We start from the raw sequence: 24,656 nt of genomic DNA, 5'->3' as shown, positions 1-24,656 counted from the left end.
GTGACAACTCAACTACAAAATCAAGCTATTCAACGCACAGTTTTAAGTAATGGCATAACTATACTGATAGCAGAAAACCCCGTAGCCGATATTATTGCAGCGCGGCTATTTATTCGTGCTGGTAGTAGTTGGGAAGCGCCGCAGCAAGCGGGACTCGCACATTTATTATCGAATGTGATTACTAAAGGAACGCAAAAGCTTTCCTCTTTTGAAATAGGCGATCGCGTAGAATCATTAGGAGCAAGTTTAAGTACTGATGCGGCGGGAGATTATTTTGTCCTTAGCCTCAAAACTGTAACAGCAGATATGCCCTCAATGTTAGAACTTGCGGGGCAAATACTGAGATTTCCTACTTTTCCTGAAATGGAGGTAGCACTAGAGCGACGTTTAACCTTACAAAATATTCGTTCTCAGCAAGAGCAACCCTTTAGCATTGCTTTTGATAAGTTACGTCAAGCAATGTATCAAAACCACCCCTACGCTATGTCAGCCTTGGGGACGCAAGAAACAGTAACTAATCTGCGTAAAGAAGATTTGCAAGAGTTTCATCAAACCCATTTTCGCCCAGATAACCTAGTAATTAGTCTAGCTGGGCGCGTGAGTGAAAAAGATGCGATCGCCATGATTGAAGAAGTTTTTGGCGATTGGCAAAAACCCACAACTCCTTTACCAACGCTAAATTTTCCCGATCTAGTTTCTCAGCCTTACCCGACGATGACACCCAAGCAAACCCAGCAATCTATCGTTATGCTCGGTTATCTTGCTCCGGCGGTGCGAGAGCTTGACTATACGGCGCTCAAACTCCTTTCTACCTATTTAGGTAACGGGCTTTCTAGTCGATTATTTGTAGAACTGCGAGAAAAACGCGGATTAGCTTACGATGTTTCGGCATTTTATCCCACAAGGCAAGATGTGGCTCAGTTTGTAGTTTATATGGGTACAGCGCCCGAAAATACTGCGATCGCACTGGAAGGATTACAAACAGAAGTTGATTTATTATGCAGCGCTGAACTTAGCGAGGAAGCATTACAAACCGCTAAAAATAAGCTTTTAGGACAGTACGCTTTAGGCAAACAAACTAATGCTCAAATTGCTCAAGTGTACGGTTGGTACGAAAGCATTGGCTTGGGAATTGAATTTGATACTAAGTTTCAACAGCAAGTTGCTGAAGTAACAACCGCCGATACTTTAAGAGCAGCAAATCGTTACTTTACCAATCCCTATATATCTGTAGTTGGGCCAGAAACCGCTTTAAATAATTTAGCTGCTTAATTAACCAACTCTTAAAATTCGTCTCTTTTTTGTATAACAACGCCGACTTTCGGCAAGTCAGCGTTGTTATAGGGCGATTGCTATAATGTTTTCTCACTACCAATATCTCTTTCCCGTCTGCTCCAACGTTTGGTTAGACTGGGATTTCGCGATAAGTTCACAACTTCTGTGCCGCTTTCTGTTTGCTGCTTTTGCAAATCAGCAAAGATGGCTTTCAAATCATGATTGAATGAACGAGAGTATTCTTCACGAATTTTGTGAATTTCTTCTACAATCTCATCTTGAAACATAATCAACCTCCGAGGAGTTCATAAGGTGTACAAAGAATCGGCAACTCGTGTCCACAATCAAAACTAATTTCCGCCAATTTTCTCTGAATTTGAGCATTGGCAATGTGCTTACAGTTCCATGTGAGCAAGTAATCCATGCCATGAACGGTAGCTGCGGCAATGTGAACAGCGTCAACATCAGCTTTTGTGGGAAGGTTACTGCGTTCCAAAAATTGCTCTGCCAAATCAAGCACGGATTGATTTAATTCTAGTAGGGAAAAACTACGAAGAATTTCTAGTCGTTGAGATGCGATCGCAATGTCGCCTTGGGAAGTTTCTTTCACAACTGCCTGAGAGGAATAGAGTTGGAAGTCACTGCGGCGCGTATCCCACCACTCCCTTGTTATTTCAATATTTGCAGCCACAATAATATCTCTACTGGGTCGAGCCGTCAGGTAGCCTAAAATACTTGTTTCAATATAAACGGTTTCACTCATACACGGCTGATCGCAAGCTTCCCAATTCTAGCTAATTGCCACATCGAGGGAATTCTTTTTACTGTAGTAGGGTTGTCGAACAGTCACAGGCTTAACATCGTTTTGACGATTACCCTTTAATTTTAACCATCAGTGCATCTAATTTATTGTTGATTAGTCCATACTTGCAGAAGCGATCGCCGCTTTGTAGAAAATCCCTGGACATCGCATTGATAAAATGAGTTGCCACCACAACTTCTCAAGAGAAAACCAAAGATACTTTAAGAGTGGCTTGTCGTTACTTTACCAATCTCTATGTATCTGTGGTTAGCTCTAAAACCGCCTTAAATGATTTAGCGATCGCAGCAATACATTAAACAAAGTAGCTATAAACTAACTTTAGAATATCTTGCTAAAGCGAAGTCATTTCTAAAGGGGTAAGTCTTCTAATAAACTTTGTGTAGAATTAGCTAGGGCATCGTGGGTAAGGCGCTGGTTTTTGGTAGTTATTAGGGTTTGAATTATTGGTTTTAAACAGCGTTCTGTATCGCTGTAGCCTTGTTGTTGTAGTTCGTAAATGCGATCGCTTCTAAAATCAAGCAACCTGCTAATTGAACCTAAAAGTAGATTGTCGCTATATTAAACAATAGATTTTCCGCTTCTTGGGCATTCAGGCACGGTAGTTTAGGCAACTTGTACCTCTAAAGTCATGGTGGAAATTTCTTTACTTAAAAGAGCTTTTTTTTCTTCAGTTGATAGTGTCTCTAAGTAAAGTTCTACGGCTTCTTGAATATTTGCTGTAGCTTCTTCCACAGAATCGCCTTGAGTTTGACAACCTTCTAACCCAGGACAATAGGCATAATATCCATCTTCATCTTTTTCTATGACAATGCTGACTTTATATGTCATTTTAATTGCTCCTAGTTTCATTTCATTATCGCTAAACAGTCGTTAGCTGTTTCTTCTACTACGGTAGTAATGAATTCCTTGACATCGGTAGTGCGGGAAATAGGGGCAATTTGAGCGCGACACAATGCGATCGCACTACTCGCAGGTTTATTAACTTTGGCTTCTTCAGGTAGGGTTGCAAGTTCCAACGTTGTAGCGATCGCAAATAAGTAAGGAGTATTAATAAGCCGTTGATGGGGGATAGAACGAACTTCAAGCAACCCCGCAGCTAATTCTCGTGATGGAAAGCGATCGCAGCTAACATTCTCCGAGCTTGAGCTTGAAGCAATGGATCTGACAATACTGCGTACTGCAATTTAATTGTTAGCCTGATGCCTACTTAATAACTATATGTAGTTCATCTATTCACGATTTGCTACAGCAGAAAATCCAAACACTTGCCAACATTCTCATAATAATCCCAATATTCATCCTTTGTAACTTCCCAAGCAATGCTATCATCTGAGCCAGGATGGGATATACGGTTAGAGTTTCTCCGATCAAACAGATTTCTTATCTTTATACATATCTCGTGCGGAACATTTTTTAACTGAAGAAATTTAATTACATCATGAACATCATATTTTTTCTTATTTGCTTTTTCTTTATTTATACATATCGCATGAATTTCATTCAGTAAGTGGTTAAGTGCAACAGAATAAGAACTTTCTTTTTCACTTAATACCCTTAATCTAGTTTGCTCAATTACTTCAGGCATATTTGCAACTTGATGCATATGCATACAAGTCAGCCTATAGTATCCAGGACTACTGCAATTAAGTTGCCCATTAATGAACGTATCAATAATGTCCTTCATATGGTCATTTTCTTTTAGCTTCAAAAGTAGTTTCTTCTCCCCAAAGTTAGTTTGAGATAAAAATTTAAGTATCAAGTCTGCATCACCTATCGTAATAATTTTTTTATTCAGACAGAAATTCTTAAGATTAGCTAAAGAGATTTCATCTTTAAGAAGAACAATTAAAATTTCAAGTGGTTTGACCTTAACTAGATCAAAGTTAAAATTCATAAATATTGACTGAATTTTATTTTTATTTTCTGGTTTATCAAGAATTTGTTCTACGCTTTTATCAAAAACGGTCTGTAAAATTTCATCTTGAGTTGATTTATCTCGGATGAAATAGTCTTCAACTCTTGATTTTTTAATTTTTATTAATTCTTCAAATACCTTGTCTAACTTTTCCTGCGGTGTTTCAATGGCTGCTTTGGGTTCTTTATTACACTGTTGATTCTCTTCTTCAGAAGTATCAATATATTCATCCCCAAGAGACGCTTTATGAAGATTTTTAAGAAGTTCTTCCTTTTCATCTTGCTTTTCCATGCGATAAAGCCTCGTTTTTAAGTTAAGCTTAAGATTTAAACGACTGTATAAAACTTCCGAAATTTGAGATGCTATTGAATGAATTATAGTGCCTTGATCTTCATCGTTAATTTCATGCTTAAAGGTTATCGATATATAAATATCATCTGTGTATCTGATAATTTTGTGAAAATCAATAATACCAATATACTTCTTCAGTACATCATCTATTATTAAATCTCCAAAAACTAGATACAAGTAACCAATGAAACTAGATATAATATTATTATCTGACTGTGGAATCCCAGAAGACTGTCCATTAGCAATGAATTGAAATAGACAAACAATTTGTTCGCGTGTGAGAGAGTCATATGACATACTTGCCTGTATGCTAGGCTTTATATTAATATGCAAAAATTCAAGTAGTTTTGGAATGGATATTTCATTAAAATAGTTTTCAATATCTAACTGCAAAATGAACTTATCTTGACTTTCATTTTCAGTCTCTCCTTTGATTTTTTGTTTAAATTGTTCATGAAAGCTTCGGAAGTAAATATTTTTTGCTGTGATTTTCAACTCCTCTTCTTTATAAGTTAGATTTCCTCCATAAAAAGCTTCTATTCTGTTTGCTTTTCTATGCGTTTCAAGTATAAATTCCTGCGATAGCTTTAGCAAGTAAAGCCCAATGGTGTAGTAAACCGCTCTCATTGGATAAGTAAAAAATTTATAGTCACGCAGCCCAAGACCAGGTTTAGGTATTACATATGAAAAAACACCAAACTCTTGTTTTAAGCCATAAAAAAGGCTACTTGCTATTTTAGTTTGGAAATAAGTCTGAGGTTCAGCATCTAAACAATCTACATGAAGCTTTTCATAGTAAAACATACTTAAAGTGTTGAAATGCCTATTAGAATGCTTTTGCTTAATTTGAAACTTTAGAAGCTCCAAAGCATCTTTCCAAAGCTTAAAATCTATAAAGTAACCAAGCTGCGTTCCCTTGTGTTTGTCTGTCATTTCTTAATCAGTTTTGTTTGAATTACGAATTAATCTTGCAGTATCACCAATGTATCCCCAGTTTGAATAAAGTATTGGAGTGCTTGAAAAGAGTTAATCACCATCCCTTCGCCTCCTTTTCCCCGACAGGCGATCGCCCAGAAATTATAATGAATCCCACCGAATCAAGTTTGAGACGCGGGCGTTGTATTCCCTCAACTAAGGCTTGGCTAATCGTGGTTTCGTTGGCAAGTTCTTCAGCTAATAAAGAAGAATTAGCCGTTGCTTCTGATACTCGGTTGAGGCGCAATTGAAGCTGATTGAGGCGGTTATCTAGTTTTAAAGTTGCAACTTTGGCGCAACGATCGCAGACTTCGTTAAAACTTGGGCGATCGCGTAATAATTTTTCTGAAGTTTTCCGCGCCAAGTTGCAGAAGTTAGACCATTTACCCGGATCGATAAATTCATCAATAATTGATAAGCGGTCTTTTGCCAAGTTGTAATCGCGGTAATCGCTGTCTTTGCCATAGTAAGGACGTTGCAGGATATTTAATAAGCCTGTATCTTCCACAATCTCCATTCGCGCATTGACAAAAACTGTCTCTAATTTGGGTGGAAACAACGCATCTGCACGTCGTCTAAGAGTTTTAATCTCTAACTTATTGAGAGGGGAATCTTTAGCAAAAGTTAAATTAGCTTCCACCGTATAATCAAAGCGAAATCCTAGCCATTCTGTACCTTCCCCCGCATCCCATGCTTTGTCGTGTCGCCACATTGCAAAAGCTTGTCCGCGATCGTCCCAATACATATAAGATGCTAATTTTTCTGTAAATCCTTCGCCAATCCGGTAAAGGTCAATCCCAGAATGTTTATTTGCTAACCTGCGATTGTAAGTTCCAAGTTTTTTTGCTGAAGTAGAAAAGCGCTCAACTATTACGTTAGCGGGTACTAGAGTGCGATCGCTTGGCTTATATTCACAAACTCCGGCCAAATCGGGGTTATCGACGCGGAGAAACTGTAAAGCACTACATAGCCAGCTTTCTGTAGCATTTTGCAATTCTTGGTGGCGATCGTCGTAGGTTTCTAATTCTTGGAAATAATTAAGCGCATTTTCATCGTTTGCATCAATATCATCTAAAACATTTTGTTCGCTGATTTTTACTTGTTCAGTTTCAATGTCTGTTTGAATTTGAGAAGTCGCCTCTATTAGCCCTTTAGCGCCAGAATTAAACAGGATATTTTCTAATTCTGGTAACTTTTCATCAACATAAAACTGTAAGCTGGCGATCGATTGAGTAAATATGCCAAATCCAGATTTTAGTAGCTCATACCAAGCCTGATGAGGACTATCGGGCAAATCCACCCCTGCTAATAACCAAGAATTGACGGCTACTTTGCCCCCAATCCGGTCAATTCTGCCTAATCTTTGTTCGAGGCGATTGGGCGACCAAGGTAAGTCAAAATGAATTAATCCATCAGCAAATTGTAAATTGCGTCCTTCTTCTCCCGAAAAATCGCTAATTAAGATAAAACATTTAGGATTGTTTTTGAATCGGTTGATATTATCTTCAGCTTTTTCTCGTGATGTCCCAGATTGATGAACTGCGATCGCACTTTCCCCAAAAGCCTGTACCAAATAACGATTAAGTTCCGCGCAAGTCTGCACAAAGCTTGTAAATATAATTATTTTCGGTAGGCGATCGCTGTTTAACGGTCTATCAATTCTTTTTTGTACTTGCTCCAGCAATTTAGCAATATCTCTTTGATATGACTGGAGTTTGAGAACTTCTGAGAGGTGGTAGAGCAAAATAGTTTGCAATAATTCTAGGCGATCGCCGTCTTCTGATGGTTGTTGCAAAATCTTCAGTAAAGCTTGCAAAATCTCCGTTTCTCCTGAAAACTTAGGAGTTTCAACCAAAAGACGCACATCTTCGCTGTCAAAATCTTTAACTAAATCTGCATTGGATACGCCCTTTAAACGCGCCGTAATAACTGCTTGTAATACTCCTAACCAAGTTCCGGCGGCGCGAAATAATAGTAAGAAAATCCGAGTATATTGTCCTTTTGGTGCAACTGTTCGCCATTCCTCTAATAGTTCGTGAATTTGATGTGTGCGATCGTCTAAGTCATATTCGGTTTTGGGTATAGCATTGCGGTCAAAAATTACATCTTCAACGGTAGCGCGGCGGTTACGCAGCATCCGGCGGTGTAGTCGATATGTATCGCTAATATGGTTGCGAATTACCTGCACCATTTTATCTAGTTCGTCAGCAGATTCTTGTTGCTGCAACTGGTTGAGAAGATTTAGTAAGTAAGTGTCATCAGAAAAGAGTTTTTGTAGTTGGTCAATTTTTTTAGTTAAAACAACGGGTTTTGCACCAGCTTTAAAAGCCAGCAAAACTCCACCAATTTCCTGACGCTTCGACACTTTGGCTTGAAAACCTGCTAAATCTTCAAGCTTGTAAGTAGTAGGATCGAGCAGATGCAACATTGTTAAAAAATCCTGCTCGTGATTTAAAACCGGGGTTGCAGATAATAAGAGCAAGCGATCGCACTTATGAGCAAGTTGTTTGTAAGTCTCAAAACACTGATTTTGTACCTTACTTGAAGATGAAGCCATTGCTGCAATGTGGTGTGCTTCATCCAAAATCAGAAATTTAATATCTTTACGGCTAATTTGCGTCCAATCTTCCACCGCAATTAACTGTACCCGCTTGGCAAAGTTGGAGAGATAAAACTTAGTTTCTAACTCCTGCTGCCATTGCGCTAAAAGGTATTGAGGAACTACGATTAATGCTTGTCCGCGAGGCTCGTCTAGCAAGTATTGCCGCAATATAGCACCCGCTTCAATAGTTTTTCCTAGTCCCACCTCGTCCGCCAACAAGTAGCGCCCAATGGGGTCTTCAAGTACCCGCCGGACGACTTCTACTTGATGGGGATAAAGGGCAATATTTGCAGAGATAAGTCCGGTCATTCCGCGACTAACCGCCCGTTGTTTTAGCAGACATTGAACAAAACGCGATCGCTTATTATGAAAATAAGGCGTTTCGTGTCCCTTCATCGCCAATATTTCAATGGGATCTGTAATCGGGCGATCGCATCGTACATAAATTTCTTGCTCCGTGGCTACTATTGTCTGGCGATCAGGCAAATCAATTTGATACTCATAGTTGTCCTCCGCGTAAACTCTCCCAATTGTCCAGGTGTCTTTGTCTTTTACATACAGATAGCACCGCGTCTGTTTGGGAAGCCTAACTCTTTGCAGCGAGTCTAAAGGTAAGGTTTTATGAATGCGTCGCCCTAGGGAGCAAAAATACTCAATAACCGCATCATCGGGAGTTATTTCTGTAACTTTGCCAACTCCTAACATTGAATTGCGCGATCGCACCAAACAACCAAACTCGATAGCAGTAGTCATATAAGGTTAATTAATATTTTCTCTATCTATAGGATTCCCTAAATTGAGCAGAAACTACCAACTTGCAGTTCAAAAATTAGGGATGCAACATTAATTATTTGCGATCGTAATCAGTCCTTAGATAGACGATCTAATCCCATCTGTAGGTAGAGCCAATTGGGCGATCGCAAAAGTTATTCTAATAACAACAGAAACGCAAGTAACAAATAAAACATAAAAATACGAATAAAAGTATTTTTACAAGTTGCTAATTTTAACTAAAAAGGAAGTTATATAAACCCATGGCTAACTCAAACGATCCACAAAACTACGGGCGTGAAGTACGTAAAGAAACATACAGCGACACTGACGGACAGACTAACGTTACCAAAACTACGGAAACTGTAAATGGCGCTAATGCCTATAAAGATGGTTATGTTAACGGTCAAGTTGCTGAACGCTATCAAGAAGATGGGTTAGTTGCCCGCGATAATGAAAATGCTGGACGCGGTTTATTAATCGGTATTTTGTTGGCATCTTTGGCAGCTTTAACGGCGGGTGCGGTATGGTTTGCAAACCAAAGTAATGATGTCAATCCTGTTACTCCGGTAGTTGTTCCTGTCCCCAATAGAGCCGAGCCTAGCCCCGTTCCTGAAACTAAAACCGAAATTAGAACTATCGAAAAAGAAGTTGTAGTACCCGTTCCTCAACAACAAACTGCTCCCGCGCCTCAACCCTCTGCGGCGACTCCAGACCAGAATATTAATATTACTGTTCCTCCAGTCACGCAGCCATCCCCAGCAACGGAAACCGCACCACCTAAGAGCGATACTTCTAGCAGTTCCAATACCCAAAGTACAACCACTACTGAAACAGCACCAGCTAAGAGCGATACTTCTATCAGTCCAGATATGCAAGACACGACTACAACCGAAAATAGCACGACTACTACAGAATCTAGTACCGAAACTCCGGCTACAAATAGTCCTAACTAACGCTCAATCAACAATTAGATAGCTTTTAAAGTCTTCTCTAAATTTAGAGAAGACTTTTTAGTTAAGAAATCTTATCAATAATTGCAATATATAAATGCTAGTCAAGTTTAGTAACTTAAGGGCTAGTAAAGAAAATACTAATGTTAGTTTAAATACAGGCACAACAAATAAACCCTTTTGACAAGCGCCCGTGCCTCCCGCGCCCGTCACCTCGCTAGAACTTCCTTGTAGCATCCAAACATTTAATTTACTCAAGTCCGTGAATGAGTGTTGTTATGGGAGGTACGTTAATCCACTGCCAAGGTTACTGTTTATTTAGAACGCAGGGATGCACGAGTTAAATTGAAGTTGCGAGAAAAAGTCCACCTTATTAGAGTTAACTGTTTGAGTTCGTTTAAAACCATTCCATCCTTCAATAACCCGCCGAATTGCTACTTATTTCTTCACCACAGTAGCGCGGCGGGTTAAACTTTTGTGACTATATAAGGGTAATAATCGTCACTTCCGGCGGACAAAACAATCGCCCTGGAAAATAAGTCCCCAAACCGCGATTTACATACAATTGATTTGTGCCGACTTGGTGAAAACCTTGCGCCCATTCCCAATGACGAACGACTTTCGCACAATCTTTTTGCATAAACGGTATTCGACGACGCGCAGACTTAGAAAGTTTGCGACGAAAACTTTTGTATAAAGTCACCGCCGGACCAATCCCAGGAAGCAGAATTTGACCCCCATGAGTATGACCAGATAATTGCAAATCTACACGCCATTTTTTCAACAGTTCCGCCGTATCGGGATTGTGTGACAAAACAATGCGGGGTGTATCTGCGTCCAATCGGCTCAAAACTTGCTTGATATCAAACTCTTTCGACCAATAATCAGCCAATCCTACAATTGGTAATTGTTGACCTAAAGGGTAAGCAATTTGATTCCACAACACAGGAATACCAACCCCCGTTAGCGCCTGAGTAATTTCGGCTTGAGAATTTTTGTAATAAATATCGTGGTTTCCCAGAACTGCGTATACACCAGCGCGGCTTTGCAGATGTTTGAGTCGCAATACCAGTTGATGAATAGGAGCGGGATCGTCTGTTACATAATCGCCCGTTAAAACAATTAAATCGGGTTCTGCTTCGTTAGCAACAGAAATTGCTTGCTCTAACATTTTTTCCGACAGCCGCAAACCGTCATAGTGCAAATCTGACAGTTGTACTAGCTTCGTACCTTGTAATGACGGCGGCAGATTTGCGATCGCCACGGTCAATTTTTCACTGCTCAACGCTCCTGATAATATCCGGTGCATACAGGCTAAATTTACTCCTCTACCGTAGCGATTCTAGCTTACCAAAACTTAGCCGAATGCTCGTAGTAATTGAAACACCTTTTGTAATAAGTTTTGCAGTCTGAGGCTTTTTTCATAGTTTTGCTGAGTGAGAGCAAAGGCGGCGTTACTGTTTAATTCTGACAAAGTAGGATAGATATGAATGCCACTTAGAGCCGATATTTTGAGGTTGTGGGACATCGCTAAAACAATTTCAGCAATTAACTCTCCCGCCGATTCTCCCACCAAGTGAGCGCCCAGAATTTGCCCGTTGCGCCGGACAATAATTTTGGCAAATCCTATTGTTGCAGCCTCCGCTTGGGCGCGGTCAACATCAGCATATTCTTGTTTAACTATCTGAATATCATCACCGTAACGCGATCGCGCTTGTTGTTCCGTTAAACCCACCCGTGCTAATTCCGGGTCGGTAAAGGTCGCCCAAGGAATTACCCGGTAATCCGCCTTAATTACAGGTAAAAACAGCGCATTTTTTAAGACAATATTGGCTTCGTAACTAGCGACATGAGTAAATTGATAGCCGCCAATCACATCACCACAGGCATAAATGCGGGGATTGGTAGTTTGAAGTTTGCTATTAACGCGAATACCTTTTTTACTACCAGAGTTCCCATAACCAGCTTCACCTTTTTGCCGCATTTCTACACCAGCAGCCTCAATGTTGAGAGATTCAACATTAGGTTGTCTTCCCGCCGCCACTAATATTTGCTCTACTTCAGCGATTTTTTCGCCTGCCGCAAACAGCACTTTTTTACCGTTAATAACTTCTACTTTTTCAACGCGCGTTTTAGTCAGGACGCGGATATGTTCACTAGCAAATTGTGTTGCTACGACTTGAGCAACTTCGGGGTCTTCTTGGGGTAAAAGGCGATCGCCTCCTGCAACAATTACTACCTCAGAACCTAGTCTAGAAAAGGCTTGCCCCAATTCGCAACCAATTGGGCCGCCACCAATAATTGCTAAAGTTTCGGGACGCTCGGTAATTGAAAAAACTTCTTCATTAGTAATATATCCTGCTTCCTCAAGTCCAGAAATATCCGGGATAGCAGGTCTTGAGCCTGTAGAAATCACAAAAGCTCTAGCTTTAATACTTCTGCCATTAATTTTAAAAGTATGACGATCTATAAATTCACCATCGCCAAAAATTACCTCTGAGCCTAAGCCTTCAAACCTTTCTGGGGAATCGTGGGGTTCAATATTTGCGATCACATTTTGCACGTGAGAAATCGCTTTAGCAAAATCAATAGATACATTTTGGCTATAAATACCAAACCTTCCCGCATTTTTTACCTGGTAAGCCAAGCGAGAAGCATGAATCAATGATTTACTCGGAACGCAACCATACCACAAGCAATCACCACCCAGACGATGCTTTTCTATCAACGCTACCTTGGCGTTGAGAGCGGCGGCGACCCCTGCAACCACCAAACCACCAGAACCGCCGCCAATAACTACTACATCGTATTCTACAGCCATGATTTATTACCTTTAATCGCAATACCTTTATTCCTAGCTTAGAAGTTAGGCGATCGCTTTATTGTCGTCAATCATTATTTTTCTTGCCTATAGGTGACAACTCCCATCACTGACTTGGAGTACCAAGTACAGTGTGGGCTTCCAAGACAATCCTGCTATCGCATAGGAGGCTCTTGGCTTTAAGGACTGGTTGACCCTCAGCCCTATTCATTATATTTATTGCCGCGTTGTGATCTCGATCAAGGCTACATCCACAAGCGCAAGTATGCCAGCGTTCCGACAACTCTTTCGGGACTTTGACACCACAAGCAGAGCAATTTTGACTGGTATTATAGGCGCTGACTGCAATAGTTAATAACCCAGCATTTTCGCAAAGTCTGCCGGGGGAAGCTTCCCCCGGCGAGCTTTGCGGCTTTGGTTTGTAATATTGACAGGAAGTTTGACCATCCAGCATCATGAATTGACTTAGCTTTGTTTGTCTTAGCCAAGCCTTTAACGTTTAAATCTTCGTAAGCAATTACATCATATTTTTTGAGTAGGTTATTAGCCGTTTTAAAGTGAAAGTCTTTTCTTTTATCTGCAACTTTTTTATGTTGCTTGCCCAACTGTTTAACCGCTTTTAATCTGCGGTTACTTCCTTTTTTTCTGCGAGATACCCGTTTTTGGATTACCTTTAAGCGTTTTTGCGCTTTGCGATAATACCGAGGTATAGCAACAGTTTCGTTTTGAGCAGTTGTTAAAAACTCCTTAAGTCCGACATCAATTCCAGTTATTGATTCTGGGTTAAAATCAGGTTTGATTGTGGGTACAGTCTCATCTTTGCAGCTTAAAGTTAGATAGTAACCATCAGCTTTTTTAGTAATAGAAACAGTCTTGATTTTAAACCCGTCAGGGATTGGTCTATGCAAAATAAATTTAACTTTACCAAACATCGGTAAGTTAACTAAATTACCTACCAAACAACCTTCTTTTACTTGAGGATAAAGGAAAGTCCGATATCTGCTGCGTTGCTTAAAACGAGGTCTACCGCTACGCTTTCCGTTGCTGTCGCCCTTAAGAAACCTATCAAAAGTAACCTTTACTCTTTTAACCACATCTTGCAGCACTTGAGAGTAAATCTCGCTGTACCAAGGATGTGTTTTTTTAAGATTGAGTAGTGTTTTCTTTTGAGAGTAATAGTCTGGATTGTCCCGCAGTTCGGGCAAATGACACACCAACGGGCAAGCATTTACGGGGCTGCGGTTGCGCTCATACCAATCAAATCTGTCCGCCAGCAAGTAGTTGTACTGAGCGCACAACATTGATAACCATCGGTCAATTTCGATGGTTTGCTGTAATGTCAGCCGCAACTTGTATTGATAGGCTACAATCATAACTACATTATAACCTATAATTGGACTATGAGTAGAGAAAATATAGTAAGAGTCAGGCTTTCAGATATCGAACTTCAAGCACTGAAACGGTATGCTGAATCTATTGGTGTACCAATGTCTGAAGTGTTGCGCGACCATGTAAAAACACTGATAGGCAATCGTGTCAATATGTTGGCAACTCCTCATATATCCCCTCTCCCGTAGAAGCGTAGCACGGGCTTTATCGGGGATACAATCGTCGCTGCCCGCCTATCCATCCCGTCGCTGACTGAGTACACTACAGCGCGGGGCTTCCGGCGAAGAAGCTAAACTAGCTCCTAGCCCGAATAATTACTAATAACACTATAAATATTGATTTATTTAATGCTTTTAAATTAAAAGTTTACTTTAACGACGCTTAACTTTTGTAGGTTCAATACTTGTTACTGCTTCTTTCAACGTCAAAATCCGGCTGCGCTGCTGGTGAACGTTGAATTGATATACTTGATTATTTGTAATATCAAATCCTGTCAACCAACCGCTTTTAGGGTGATAAGCTCCCGTATCGATATCAATCCAACCTTGTCCTTGAGCAAGCTTACCCGGTACAACCCCAGGCAAAGTAAATGTAATCGTATGACCAATCACAATTAATTTATCGCTAAAGTAAGGTTCTTCCATACTATGAAATTCATCTCGTATCCAGCAAAGCTGATCGGAAGTTTGGGCTTCTAAGGGCATTCGGGGGTCGACCCCAGCATGAACTAATAAAACATCGCCTAAATCTAAGTAAATAGGCAATTTTTTCATCCATTCTAGATGGTCTTCGGGAATGGTCGAATCTGGATAGCTAGTAATAGTTGCATAGCCACCACTATAAAGCCATGATTGCTGTACTTGGGCTGCCATAGCACCGCCGCCTACAACATCTAATAACATTTGCTCGTGATTGCCTAATATACAACCTGTGGCGTTTTGTTTGACAAACTCTACTACTTTTGAGCTTTGGGGTCCCCGATCGATTAAGTCGCCGATAAAATAGATTTCATCCTCTTTACCAGGGGCGATCGCTTCCAATAGACCCATTAACCCGTTATAGTGACCGTGTACATCACCAATGACGATGCGACGATTACTTGTTTCCTGCATTACAATTCGATCCTTAGTTTTTTAAAATAACTGAATATTATTACTACAGCCTGTTTAGCTTTAATTCCGAGAAATAAATATAAATTAAGCTCTCTACCCTTAATTGTAATTCCGTCTTAATAAATACATATACAATTTTTAATATTTATGACAACAAATGTATCTCAAGTAACAGCTACAATTAACGTTTTAAAGCAGCCAACGCGCCCGGAATGGGTAAACCAAGCGATCGCCAACTTAGACATTATTTTGCTCGATCATTCTCATTGCGAACGCAAAGCGGCGGGTGTAGCCATAAACTTGATGTTTTGTTATCCCTCCCATACACTCCTAGTTCGCAAACTGACAGCGATCGCCCGTGAGGAGTTAGAACACTTTGAGCAAGTCAATCAATGGCTAGAAAAACGGGGTATTCCTTTAGGTAATCTTTCCTCGCCGCCCTACGCTGCTAAGTTAAAAACTCAAATTCGCCATCAGCAAAGCGATCGTCTATTAGATTCGTTGCTAGTTTCTGGTTTAATTGAAGCCCGCAGTCATGAGCGATTGGGGTTATTAGCTGAACATTTGCCGCAGCCAGAACTTGCTCAATTTTATCGTAGCTTAATGGCATCGGAAGCCCGGCATTACGGTATCTACTGGCTACTAGCAGAAACCTACTTTGATAGTAAAGTTGTCGGCAAGCGAAGGGAAGAATTAGCCGTTTTTGAGAGCGAAATTCTCGCCACACTCTACTTTGAACCAAGGATTCATAGTTAAGCTCCCCAATCCCCAATATTGACCTTGCAAAGATTTTTCGCATTGAAACCGAACGCTACTATAACCTTCACAAACGGTTTGGCTTAGGAGTTAACTTGATTGCAGCGATCTAAAACGAGAAAATTCACCCTTAGTTGATGATTTACGCTAGAGCGTTGGTGAATGGGTAATGGGTAATAATTTCAATTTGCCTGTGAGATTGCTACTTTATTTGGGAACTATATGTATAACCAGCCAAGCCGTAAGTATGACTGCGTAAGTAGTCATACTTTTTAGCAACTGTTGGGCAATTCAAGTAACAAGTCTAAGAAGTCTTTAGAAATACAAGGTTTATAACCGTAGCTTCACACTTATTACTTTGGCGATCGAGAACATATTAGTGACTAAAAATAATCGAGAAGTTGAGACTATGAAAGAGCATCCCATTGACAGCATCAACCAACAACCTTTAGAGCGATCGCTATTGACACAAGCACAATTACACCAGTTGCTCGTGGAAGGGAACGACACCCAAGGCGATTACCTCAAAGACCTATGTATCCATCAGTGGTTTGAGTCCCAGGTCAAGTTAACACCCACCAATGTCGCGGTAATTTTTGAGGACAAACAACTTACCTACCAGGAATTAAACTGCCGTGCCAATCAACTAGCACACTATTTACAGACGCTCAATGTGGAAGCAGAGGTACTGGTGGGAATTTGCGTAGAGCGAAGTCTTGATATGGTCGTAGGACTTTTAGGCATCCTCAAAGCTGGCGGGTCTTACGTGCCATTAGATCCAGCCTATCCTCAAGATCGCTTGGCATTCATGATCGAAAATTCACAAATGCCAGTGCTATTAACACAGCAAAATCAACTCCATCGGCTGCCAGTATTGGCAGCGCAAGTAGTATGCCTTGATACTGATTGGGAAACAATTTCAGGGCAAAGTATCGATAATCCAAATAGCCAAGTAACAGCTAAGAATTTAGCTTACACTATCTATACTTCCGGCTCGACTGGAAAGCCGAAAGGGGTACAAATTGAACACGGATCTATAGTCAACTTGTTAAATTCTGTACGTCAGCAACCGGGACTGAGCAAGCAAGATGTACTTTTGGCAGTTACCACTATATCCTTTGATATTGCTGCTCCAGATATTTATTTACCTTTGATTGTCGGCGCTTGTATTGTGTTAGTCAGCCGTGAAGTAGCTATTGACCCAATACAGCTTGCTAAGAGCATAGCAAATTCTGGCGCTACCTTTATGCAAGCAACTCCAGCTACTTGGCGAATGCTTTTGGCAACAGGGTGGCAAGGTAACAAACAGCTAAAAATTATTTGTACTGGAGAAGCATTAAATCGAGACTTAGCAAATCAGTTGCTAGAAAAAGTAAATTCTCTTTGGAATATGTATGGGCCTACAGAAACTACTGTTTGGTCAACGGTTTATAAAGTAGAACATAGTAATAGTCGGATACTTATAGGTAGACCTATTGCCAACACGCAAATTTATTTACTAGATTGTCTGCTACGCCGTCAGGGAGACTCTCCCCAGCTTGTACCCGTAGGAACGCCGGGTGAGTTGTGCATTGGCGGTCTTGGTTTAGCCAGAGGTTATCTCAACCGACCTGAAAACGAAGAAAAATTTATTCCTAATCCCTTCAGCAAGGAACGAGGCGATCGCCTGTATAGAACTGGAGACTTAGCTCGCTATCTACCAGACGGCAACATTGAGTTAATGGGGCGGATCGATAATCAAGTTAAAATTCGTGGTTTCCGAATTGAATTGGAAGAAATTGAAACAGTTATCAACCAGCATCCGGCGGTAGGAGAATCTGTAGTAATTGGTCGCCAAGATTTGTCAGAGGACAAACGCCTAGTTGCCTATGTAGTGCCAAACCTACAACCGTCATCGCCACAGCATTTACCTGTAGAAATATCTAATAATATTGAATCAACTTGGCAGTGGCAGAAAATATGGAATGAAACCTACAGCCAATCAAATACTTGGCAAGATCCAACATTTAATATTATTGGCTGGAAGAATAGTTATACCCTTCAGCCGACCTCAGTTCAGGAGATGCACGAGTATATTGAGCGCACAGTAGAGCGAATTCTATCTTTACACCCCAAGCGCGTATTGGAAATCGGTTGTGGTACAGGGCTACTGCTATTTCGCATTGCTCCCCACTGCTCTCGTTACTTGGGTACGGATCTTGCCCCAGAAGCTGTTTATTACCTCGATCGCGAATTGCAGCGCAGTCCGCAGGATTGGTCACAGGTGACGCTAGAGCAGAAAGCCGCCGCCGAGGCTTTTGAGGATGTAGAGCCAGAAACCTTCGATACAATAATACTCAATTCTGTAATTCAGTATTTTCCCAGCATTAATTATTTAGTAGGTATCTTGGAAAGTGCTGTTAAAGCCGTCAAATCGGGAGGTCACATTTTTATTGGCGATGTCCGCAATCTACAATTACTAGAAGCTTTCCATACATCAGTGCAGCTATATCAAGCTGATAGTTCTACGCCTACTACTTACCTCCAGCAACGCATTCAAGAGCGGATGGGACAAGACAAAGAGTTAGTAATCGATCCGGCGTTCTTTACGGCTCTTAAACACCATCTTCCCCAAATTAGCAACGTTCAAATTCAACTCAAGCGCGGTTGCCATCAAAACGAGCTAACTTGTTTCCGCTACGATGTGATCTTGCAAATAGGAACTGTAACCAATAATCCATCAGAGGAATATGTTGCGCCCAATTCCTCTAATTGGCTGGAATGGCAGCAGGAGCTAACATTACCAGCGATTCGTCAACACTTGATGGACACTCAACCGGAAAATCTGGTAATTACTGGAATCAAAAATGCCAGGATTTTATTAGATATGACCGCCGGGGAATTACTAATAAATAGCGATCGCTATTTAACTGTGAAAGATTTACAGGCTGCGATCGCAAAAACGACTCAGCACACTAGGGCGCTAGATCCTGAAGATTTATGGAATTTGAGCCAAGAGTTGCCTTATACCATTCACATCAATTGGTCTAGTTCAAGGGGATCTGCTAGCTATGATGCGGTGTTTCAGCACCATTGCTCAAAGCAAATTCCGGCACATAGCAGCAGTATAGTTTACGGGCGCGAGAGTGAATTTACTCCTATGCCTTGGAATGCTTATACTAATCAATTGCCAGCAAAAGATGCAAGTAATCTAGTTGCTCAACTACGTATTTTAATCAAAAACAAACTGCCCGAATATATGGTTCCCTCGGCTTTTGTCCTGCTTGATAGCTTACCGCTTACTCCTAACGGGAAAGTAGACAGGCGAAGTCTTCCCGAACCGAACCACTCTAGACCAATGTTGTTAGAGGCTTTTGTTGCACCTCGTACTTTGATAGAAAATCAAGTAGCAGCGATTTGGACTCAAGTGTTAGGAGTCGACTTAATAGGAATCAACGATAACTTTTTTGACCTAGGAGGACATTCTTTACTTACTGTTGAGATGCTCTTCCAAATCAAAGAAATTCTTCATGTTGATTTACCTCTACTATCTTTGTTCCAAGTACCTACTATCGCTGGACTTGCGCAAGAGATTACTCAATTTCTGCACTCCACAGATTCCCCTACTACACCCAATATTGGCGACGTAGATTTACACGCCGAAGCTGTTTTAGATCCAACAATTTGTGCTGCTACTCCCTCCTATGAGCCAATCAAAGAACCGCAGCGAGTGTTCTTGACAGGAGCAACAGGTTTTATCGGTGCTTTTTTACTGCACGAACTACTACAGCAGACCGAAGCCAGCATTTATTGTCTTGTCCGTGCTTCAACTCCTGAGTCTGGCAAGCAAAAAATCTGCCGCAATTTAGAACACTATTTAGGATTTTTGGAACCACAGCTTAGTTCTAGAATTGTTCCAGTAATAGGAGATTTGGCACAGCCACTTTTAGGGCTAACTGAACAGCAGTTCCAAGAACTAGCCAAGGAAATAGATGGAATATATCACAATGGGGCTTTCGTTAATTTAATTTATCCCTACGTCGCCTTACGAAGTGCGAATGTTTCGGGAACTCAAGAAGTTTTAAGATTGGCAAGTGCAATCAAAACAAAACCCGTACATTTTATTTCTACCCTTGATGTTTTTCTTTCCTCTGCTTATGCCCAAATGAAAGTAATTAAAGAACCAGATAAGTTAGCTTACTGTCAGGATCTTACTAATGGCTATGCCCAAAGTAAATGGGTAGCTGAAAAGTTAGTAATGGCAGCAGGTGAGCGGGGAATTCCTGTTTCTATTTACAGATTAGGCATGATTACAGGGCATAGTCAAACAGGTATTTCTAAGACCGACGACCTGATAGGCAGGATGATTAAAAGTTTTATTCAACTGGAAGGTGCGCCGGAAATAGATTTGTTAATTAATCTCACTCCTGTAGATTATGTTACTAGGGCGATCGTCTGTTTATCGAGACAAGAAGCCTCAATAGGCAAAGCTTTTCATTTAACTAACCCTCAATCATTACCTTTACGCCAACTAATCAAAGAAATTAAAACTTTCGGTTATCCAATGGAGCAAATTGCCTATGACCAGTGGCAAACGGTTTTACTAAATACTAAGTCTCAAGAGAATACTTTAAGTCCTTTATCATCTCTGTTTACGGTGAAGACCTCTACAGAATCTCTGACTTATATAGAGAGAATGTGGTTGGGGTCGCAATCGTTTGACTGTCAAAACACCGTTGATGGTCTAACCGATAGTGCCATCCACTGTCCTGTAGTTGACTCTAGCTTGCTACAAAAGTACTTGTCTTATTTTGTTGATAGCGATTTCTTAAAAACTCCGCAATTTTTAAATAATTAAGAGGCGTGAATGGCTATTAATAGATTGAATCAAACTTTAGCTACACGTTTGCCAAGAAGCTTGAGTGCTACAGAAACGTGGGGTTTTGGTCTTACAGGTCATGTAGGATGGATTGGTACTGCGCCGATAATTCATGCTGCCCTGGGACCAAAAGCTATCTTTGTCTGGTTGCCTGGAATAATTGTGTCAGTAATGCTGAACATACAAGTGCAACAGTTGGGGATGCACTGGTCAGATGTAGCCGGAGGAACGCCAAACTACGCAGCTAGACTACTGAAAAATTTCTATGGTTTAGACCGCTATGTAGCAATTGGATATTTTGTTGGCTGGGTAGCCGCTCCGGCAATTTACGCAATTGTGCTTACAGACTTGATTAAAGTCAATATTGAACCCATAGGAATTACTTGTCCGGAAGTAATTCTCAAAGTTGGATTCCTAGCGCTGGCATTTATCGTTGGGTTAAGCGGTACTCGTGCCTTGGGAATTTTACATCTATTTTTTGTTGTCCCAGCAATTGGATTACTGCTTGTTTTTTGTGTTCAAGGGCTGGGATGGTTAGCCTTCTCAACTAATAGCCCTGGTTTTTTTCCAACTAATTGGTCAAGCCTTAGCTTTGCAGAATGGGCAAAATGGTTTTTCATTTCTACTATTTCTGTCTACTCCTGTGAAACAGCTTCTTCCTTTGTTGCTGATAGCCGCAGTCCTGGTAAAACTCTACGGTGTCTCTCTTGGTCTGCTTGGCTGATTCCTCCTGTATTTCTGGGTGGTTCTTTGGTACTGATGCAACTGGCTACTAAGCCAGGGATGGGGGACAACTTATACTTAAATCTTCTAACAGCAGCCCGTCCATTCTGGGGGCAATCAGCTTCATTTCTAGTGACGCTCTTGATTGCCTTTTGTTGTCTGCTAAGTTGCGCTACGGCTGTTGCTAATACATCACGAATTTTATTCCAACTTGCCTTGGACGGTCAGCTTGCACCTGTATTTACAGTTATTTCTCGCAAAGGTGTTTTAGAACCGGCTCTCATCTTTAGTTTTATACTTAGCCTCTTATGTTTAGTTTGGGGAGATATACATCATGTCGTCATGGTGGCGGGAACTAGCTACTTAATTTCGATCATGGGGCTTCATCTGGGATTATGGTTACGTCGAAAGGAAGCGCAGGTATTATTCCCTCATTGGGCGATCGCTTTTTTCATTGTCGAAGCGGTTGTCCTAGTAGTAGGTGGTTTAGCTTGGGGTTGGCAATACTTGTTATTGGGACTTGCGTTACCTATTTTTATTTTGATGGGAGATAGGTTATTACGCCGCGTTCCATTTGCGCCCTTTCATCCTTCCTGGTGGCAACGACATTATCACGCTAAACCCAGCAGCAAAAACCAAGACTTCGTTATGCTACAGGTGTTTGTTCTAGTTTGTTTGATCTGTAGTAGCACTGCAATAGGTTGGGCTATTAATGGGAGGTTAGATAGAACTTCTAGCGAATCTAGTGGTGCGCTGTTGGCTGTTGTATTGGTAACGTTATCATTTGTAGGAATAGGAATAGCCTGCTGGACTACCTTGCCACAAATTTCAGCTATTGATGAGGCAAGGCAACAAGCAAAAAACCTTTTGATCGCTGCTCTTGATACCGTTCCAGATACTATTTTAGTTTTGGATCAAAAAGGTACAATTTGTCAGGCAAATCCAGCATCTAAGGAATTATTTCAGATAAATGTCCAGGATTTGCTTGGATACAACTTAAATACATTCTTTTCTAATTTAGCAGGGCGACCTGAGCAATGGCTCAACCACAGCGAGCATACTCTAGAAAATTCCCAAGGTTTACGCATAGTTGAATTAACTATTTCACGACCATCTAGCCTCAATAATCAAGAATATGTGGCAATTGTGCGAGACATTACTAAGCGCAAGCAAAGCGAAGTAGAAATTCGCGATGCTTTAGCCAAAGAAAAAGAACTCGGCCTTTTGAAGTCGCGCTTTGTGACTATGACTTCTCACGAGTTTCGGACTCCGCTAACCACAATTTTATCGTCCGCCGAATTACTCGAACTTTACAGTTTTAAATGGAACGAAGATAAAAAAATTAAGCATCTCCAACGAATTCAAATTGCGGTCAAACAAATGATTAACTTGCTAAATGATGTGCTGTTAATTGGTAAATCCGAAGCTGGGAAACTAGAGTACAATCCAGCACCGCTAGATTTGATTCAGTTTTGTTACGACTTAGTGGAGGAGATACAGATTACTACCAAAAGTCACAACATCACCTTTGTTAGTAAAATAAACTGCTCCCATATCAATCCCGATAACTGTAGAATGGCTTACTTAGATGACAAACTGCTACGGCACATTCTTAGTAATTTGCTTTCCAATGCGATTAAGTATTCCCCTGAAGGTGACAGTGTTAATTTTGAACTGATTTTTCAACAGGGAGAAGCGATTTTCCACATTACAGATCGAGGTATTGGTATTCCAATTGCAGATCGAGAGCAATTATTTAATTCGTTTCATCGTGCTAGTAATGTTGGCACGATTTCCGGTACAGGTTTAGGACTAGCGATTGTTAAACGCTCGGCGGATCTACATGGCGGTAAGATTGCTGTCAGTAGTGAAGTCGGCATTGGGACAACATTTACAGTATCGCTGCCGTTGCGCAAGCAGGTATAGTTTATCAGAAACATTGTTGCCAGTTTAGAAGAACTATAGTCAAAAACTCCTTGCAATCAAAAGATAAATATAAAACCAAAACCCAAATCGCGATAGAGATTATATAAACATATTGGTACGATCGCATTGCGTATACAGCAATTCGTTAATAATTATTTTTTGCTAACAATGCCGTACCATAAGCGGCGGCGGTATGAATAGAAGACAGCATTTGTACTTGTAGATAAAATCCGCGTATCCTCGTCCAAACAGCATTTTTTGCCCCACCACCCGCCGTATAAACGCAAGTTAATTTATCCGCGCCTAATTGCTGCAAAAGCTCGTAACCCCGCGATTCAATTCGAGCAATACTTTCAAGTAAACCATGCAAAAATTCTACATCACTATCTGGACGGGGTTCTAGGCGCGGTGGTAAGAGTGGATCGTTAATCGGAAAGCGATCGCCCTTTTTTAATAAGGGATAATAATCAAGGTTACTTTTATTTGCCTTAATTTGGCTGCTAAGGCTTGCTAACTCTACATCTGTGAAAAAATGCCTCAACACCGCACCACCTGTATTAGAAGCGCCGCCAGTTAGCCACAAATCCCCCAAACGATGGCTATAAATTCCCAACTCGGAGTTTTCAATCCGAGTGCGGCTTAATAGCTTAAGTACCAAAGTAGAACCTAAAGAAGTCACCGCTTCCCCAGGTTTTTTAGCGCCACTAGCCAAAAATGCCGCAATACTATCGGTTGTACCCGCACAAACTACGCAATCGTTCTCTAAACCCAAAACTTTAGCAACGGCTGGTGTAACTTCTCCTATGGGCGTACCAGGGGCTAAAACTTGAGGCAATAACGGCATTAAAGATAAATCTGTCAGCCAAGTTGGATAGTTTAAATTTTCTACGTCATAACCCAGCTTTAAAGCGTTGTGATAGTCGCTAATTCCTAACTTTCCGTGCAATAAATAAGCCAAATAATCGGCTTGGTGGAGCAAATATCGCCCTTGGGTAAAAAAGGTTTGTTCGCTCATCCACAGCAGTTTAGCCAAGCTAGAGGTGGCGCTAAGGACAATATTATTAGGGGGTGCGATCACTTTCAATCTTTCCAATACCTCAATTCCGCGCCCATCGTTGTACAACAAAGGTATATCTAAAACATTTCCCCCATCATCGCAAAGCATTACGGTGGAAGAAGTACCATTAATGGCGATCGCTCTAATCTCGGCACGTAATTCGTAAGGTAGCCGTGTAATGAGGTTAACTAAAGCTTTTTTCCACCTGTCAACCCAAAATTCCGGCGGCGATACTTCAAAAGGTTGCTCAACTTCTGCCCTAATAATACAAGCTTCATCAATAACAACGGCTCTTGCGCCGGATGTTCCGAAGTCTATACCCAAGTAAAAATTCATCTAGTGTTGCAAC

Annotated in this window: 18 protein-coding genes; 5 read left to right on the top strand and 13 right to left on the bottom strand. The window is 40.9% G+C overall.

Annotation, left to right across the window (positions count from 1 at the left end):
* Positions 1-1,272 (top strand): M16 family metallopeptidase, encoded by a 1,272-nt coding sequence (locus tag SYN7509_RS0209895; protein WP_009634065.1) that lies wholly within the window; start codon positions 1-3, stop codon positions 1,270-1,272.
* Between the two features lie 80 nt (positions 1,273-1,352).
* Here SYN7509_RS0209895 and SYN7509_RS0209890 read toward each other — a convergent pair whose 3' ends face one another.
* From SYN7509_RS0209890 to dpdE, 7 genes are all read right to left on the bottom strand, one after another.
* Complete coding sequence (locus SYN7509_RS0209890) at positions 1,353-1,562, bottom strand: hypothetical protein (RefSeq protein WP_009634064.1); 210 nt, start codon at positions 1,560-1,562, stop codon at positions 1,353-1,355.
* 2 nt (positions 1,563-1,564) lie between these two features.
* Positions 1,565-2,038: a type II toxin-antitoxin system VapC family toxin gene (locus SYN7509_RS0209885; protein ID WP_009634063.1), complete on the bottom strand. Its 474-nt coding sequence runs from the start codon at positions 2,036-2,038 to the stop codon at positions 1,565-1,567.
* Between the two features lie 408 nt (positions 2,039-2,446).
* A complete protein-coding gene (locus tag SYN7509_RS0209880; protein ID WP_202807222.1) occupies positions 2,447-2,620 on the bottom strand; it encodes a hypothetical protein in 174 nt (57 codons plus the stop codon).
* A gap of 81 nt (positions 2,621-2,701) precedes the next feature.
* The gene (locus SYN7509_RS0209875) at positions 2,702-2,926 is read right to left on the bottom strand and encodes a type II toxin-antitoxin system HicB family antitoxin (RefSeq protein WP_009634062.1); all 225 of its coding nucleotides are present in this window, start codon (positions 2,924-2,926) and stop codon (positions 2,702-2,704) included.
* 17 nt (positions 2,927-2,943) lie between these two features.
* Positions 2,944-3,186: a hypothetical protein gene (locus tag SYN7509_RS0209870; RefSeq protein WP_028954226.1), complete on the bottom strand. Its 243-nt coding sequence runs from the start codon at positions 3,184-3,186 to the stop codon at positions 2,944-2,946.
* 155 nt (positions 3,187-3,341) lie between these two features.
* Positions 3,342-5,297 (bottom strand): AbiA family abortive infection protein, encoded by a 1,956-nt coding sequence (locus SYN7509_RS0209865; protein WP_009634061.1) that lies wholly within the window; start codon positions 5,295-5,297, stop codon positions 3,342-3,344.
* Between the two features lie 97 nt (positions 5,298-5,394).
* Positions 5,395-8,694, bottom strand: coding sequence for a protein DpdE (dpdE, locus tag SYN7509_RS0209860; RefSeq protein WP_009634060.1), 3,300 nt, complete (start codon positions 8,692-8,694; stop codon positions 5,395-5,397).
* Between the two features lie 281 nt (positions 8,695-8,975).
* Between dpdE and SYN7509_RS0209855 the strand changes: the two genes are divergently transcribed.
* Entirely contained in the window at positions 8,976-9,668 is a 693-nt protein-coding gene (locus tag SYN7509_RS0209855) for a hypothetical protein (protein WP_009634059.1), read from the top strand.
* Between the two features lie 478 nt (positions 9,669-10,146).
* Here the strand turns inward: SYN7509_RS0209855 and SYN7509_RS0209845 are convergent, their stop codons facing one another.
* The 5 genes from SYN7509_RS0209845 to SYN7509_RS0209830 form a co-directional block, all read right to left on the bottom strand.
* Entirely contained in the window at positions 10,147-10,974 is an 828-nt protein-coding gene (locus tag SYN7509_RS0209845) for a metallophosphoesterase (protein ID WP_009634058.1), read from the bottom strand.
* A 48-nt stretch (positions 10,975-11,022) separates the two neighbouring features.
* Positions 11,023-12,486: a dihydrolipoyl dehydrogenase family protein gene (locus SYN7509_RS0209840; protein ID WP_009634057.1), complete on the bottom strand. Its 1,464-nt coding sequence runs from the start codon at positions 12,484-12,486 to the stop codon at positions 11,023-11,025.
* A gap of 106 nt (positions 12,487-12,592) precedes the next feature.
* Positions 12,593-12,835, bottom strand: coding sequence for a transposase (locus SYN7509_RS30970; protein ID WP_227501548.1), 243 nt, complete (start codon positions 12,833-12,835; stop codon positions 12,593-12,595).
* Positions 12,816-13,859, bottom strand: coding sequence for an RNA-guided endonuclease InsQ/TnpB family protein (locus tag SYN7509_RS25560; protein ID WP_009634056.1), 1,044 nt, complete (start codon positions 13,857-13,859; stop codon positions 12,816-12,818). Before SYN7509_RS25560 ends, SYN7509_RS30970 begins: the two co-directional genes overlap by 20 nt.
* Before the next feature lie 387 nt (positions 13,860-14,246).
* The gene (locus tag SYN7509_RS0209830; protein WP_009634054.1) at positions 14,247-14,987 is read right to left on the bottom strand and encodes a metallophosphoesterase family protein; all 741 of its coding nucleotides are present in this window, start codon (positions 14,985-14,987) and stop codon (positions 14,247-14,249) included.
* A 147-nt stretch (positions 14,988-15,134) separates the two neighbouring features.
* Between SYN7509_RS0209830 and SYN7509_RS0209825 the strand changes: the two genes are divergently transcribed.
* The 3 genes from SYN7509_RS0209825 (at position 15,135) to SYN7509_RS25555 (ending at position 23,250) form a co-directional block, all read left to right on the top strand.
* The gene (locus tag SYN7509_RS0209825; protein ID WP_009634053.1) at positions 15,135-15,743 is read left to right on the top strand and encodes a MiaE family protein; all 609 of its coding nucleotides are present in this window, start codon (positions 15,135-15,137) and stop codon (positions 15,741-15,743) included.
* 379 nt (positions 15,744-16,122) lie between these two features.
* Positions 16,123-20,580, top strand: coding sequence for an amino acid adenylation domain-containing protein (locus tag SYN7509_RS0209820; protein WP_148297966.1), 4,458 nt, complete (start codon positions 16,123-16,125; stop codon positions 20,578-20,580).
* 9 nt (positions 20,581-20,589) lie between these two features.
* Entirely contained in the window at positions 20,590-23,250 is a 2,661-nt protein-coding gene (locus tag SYN7509_RS25555; protein WP_009634051.1) for an ATP-binding protein, read from the top strand.
* A gap of 145 nt (positions 23,251-23,395) precedes the next feature.
* Here the strand turns inward: SYN7509_RS25555 and SYN7509_RS0209810 are convergent, their stop codons facing one another.
* Positions 23,396-24,643, bottom strand: coding sequence for an FGGY-family carbohydrate kinase (locus tag SYN7509_RS0209810; RefSeq protein ID WP_009634050.1), 1,248 nt, complete (start codon positions 24,641-24,643; stop codon positions 23,396-23,398).
* Positions 24,644-24,656: the final 13 nt, after the last annotated feature.

The sequence above is a fragment of the Synechocystis sp. PCC 7509 genome, assembly GCF_000332075.2.
GTDB lineage: Bacteria > Cyanobacteriota > Cyanobacteriia > Cyanobacteriales > Chroococcidiopsidaceae > Aliterella.
Note: the sequence above shows the minus strand (reverse complement) of the source record. Positions and strands in the feature narration are given on the sequence as shown.